This window comes from Natrinema soli (assembly GCF_028618695.1).
In genome coordinates, this window is record NZ_JAQIVI010000840.1 from 1 (window position 1) to 2,006 (window position 2,006).

The 2,006-nt window shown below is 66.7% G+C and carries 3 protein-coding genes; all 3 read right to left on the minus strand.

What is annotated here, in order from left to right; translation table 11 throughout:
- A partial coding sequence (locus PGX04_RS33835; protein WP_273742475.1) for a carboxymuconolactone decarboxylase family protein occupies window positions 1-384 on the minus strand: 384 nt, incomplete at its 3' end.
- 6 nt (window positions 385-390) lie between these two features.
- Window positions 391-843, minus strand: a complete 453-nt coding sequence (locus PGX04_RS33840) for a MaoC family dehydratase (RefSeq protein WP_273742476.1) — start codon at window positions 841-843, stop codon at window positions 391-393.
- 200 nt (window positions 844-1,043) lie between these two features.
- Window positions 1,044-2,006, minus strand: a 963-nt coding sequence (locus PGX04_RS33845) for an MFS transporter (protein ID WP_273742477.1), incomplete at its 5' end; no start/stop codon positions are given.

Genomic DNA, 2,006 nt, shown 5'->3' on the forward strand with positions numbered 1-2,006 from the left:
GTCCGCATCGCGGGGAGCACCCAGTGCGACGCCGCGGGCGTAGACGACGAGCGCGCCCTCCCGGTCGTCGAGGGCCGCGAGATCGCCGTCGGTAATGGCAGTGATCTCCGCATCGGTGACGCCCGCCGCGCGGCCGAGTCGAACGTGCTGGTGCCACTCGTAGGCGTGCTCGAGGGCGCGAGCGGTCGCGAGGATGACGATCTCTCGCTCCCGCTCGGGAAGCACATCCCAGAGGCGCGTCGAGTAGCGCATGTACCACCGCATGAGCTCGGGCGCGTTCGCCATCGCCCGAAAGATGTGGGCGTCGCCCACGTTGTTCTCCGTGAACAGGTACCGGTACTCCTCGGGCAGGTCCGCGGCCTCGAGGAGCGGGACGCGTGCCATGGCGACTCAGTCGTCCCCCGGATCTCGACGCGCGATCATGCCGAGTCCGATCCAGGAGATGACGACGTCGCCGTTCTGATTGACTCCCTCGAGGAGACTATCGACGTAGCCCCGTTCGGGATCGCTCTCCGAGACGCGCTTGTCCACGATTTCGGTCCGGAGCGAGAGCGTGTCACCGGGCCTGACGGGCTGCTTCCACCGGAGTTCGTCCGCCCCACGAGCGCCCATGCTGGCGCGGTCCTGTATCGGACCATCGACGAGCATCCGCATACAGATCGACGCGGTGTGCCATCCGGAGGCGACCAGTTCGCCGAACGCCGAGTCCTCGGCGGCGTCCTCGTCGGTGTGGAACGGCTGGGGGTCGTACCGCTCGGCGAACTCGAGGATCTCGTCTTTCGTGACGTGATACTCGCCGAACTCCTCGGTGTCGCCGATCTCGATGTCTTCGTAGTAACGCATTGCCCTGCGATGTGTTACGTATCGGCAAGAACCTGTGGAACGAGGCAGTGCGGACGGCGAAGCGGGATCGCTCGAACGTGCGAGGTCGAACTCGAACGGTCACTCCCGTGCTCGTGACGAGCATACGGACTGCTGTCAGTCGTTTTCGGCGCAACCGGGACGATCGCAGTCGCGCCGGGAAACCGGGACAGCAATCCGTATCACCCCGTCGACCGTTCCACGTCAGCGTCCGACTCGAGGGAGCGCTCGTCTCGCGTCCGGAGGGACAGCACGACGGCACAGGCCGCGGCGAGCAGGCCGGCGGCCGCGGCGATGGCGAACGCCACTCGATAGCCGGATTCCGTGTAGACGCGAGCGCCGTTGACGGTCTCGCCGGTCCAGTACGCGTCGAGTGCGGCACCGAGGACGACCGGGAAGACGGCCGCCCCGATCCATCCCATCGTGTTGATCAGGCCGATCACGGTCCCGCTCGCCTCCTCGGGGTGGCGTTCCTTGATGACGGTAAACGCGAGCGGGATCCCGCCGCGCAGGATTCGGGAGAAGAGGAAGATCGCGCCGACGAGCAACAGCGGAACGGTACCGAAGGCGGCAAACACGCCCCAGGTCAGCCCGAAGACGACGGTCGAGAGGACGATGAGCCCGGTCCGGTTCCCCGATCGGTCCGAGAGCCAGCCGAACAGCGTCGGGCCGATCATCCCGCCGATGTTTCCGACGAGGAGGTAGACCGACGCTTCCGTCACGGAAATGTCGTGGGTCTGGACGAGATAGGGGATCCCCCACAGGCCGAAGATCGTGATCCCGATGCCGGTCATGAAAAAGAGCATGATGGCCAACAGCCAGGTCTCGGGCTCTCGGATCGCGTCGGAGACGTATCGCTTCAGCGCCGCGGCCGAGGTCACGTTCGAACTGTCGGGAACGTTGTCGATCGGCGGAAGGCCGGCGTCGGACGGCGAGTCGTGCGAGAAGAGGCCGATACCGACCGCGACCGCGATCCCGAACGCCCCCAGTCCGAGCATGGCGGTGCGCCACCCGACGCTCGAGGCGGCGATCGCCAGGGGCGTCGTCGCCGCCAGCCCGCCGAGAATACCGACGCTGAAGGTCACGCCCGTCATCGTCCCGAACTCGTCGGACCGGAACCAGTTCGCACAGAACCGCAACGCCGC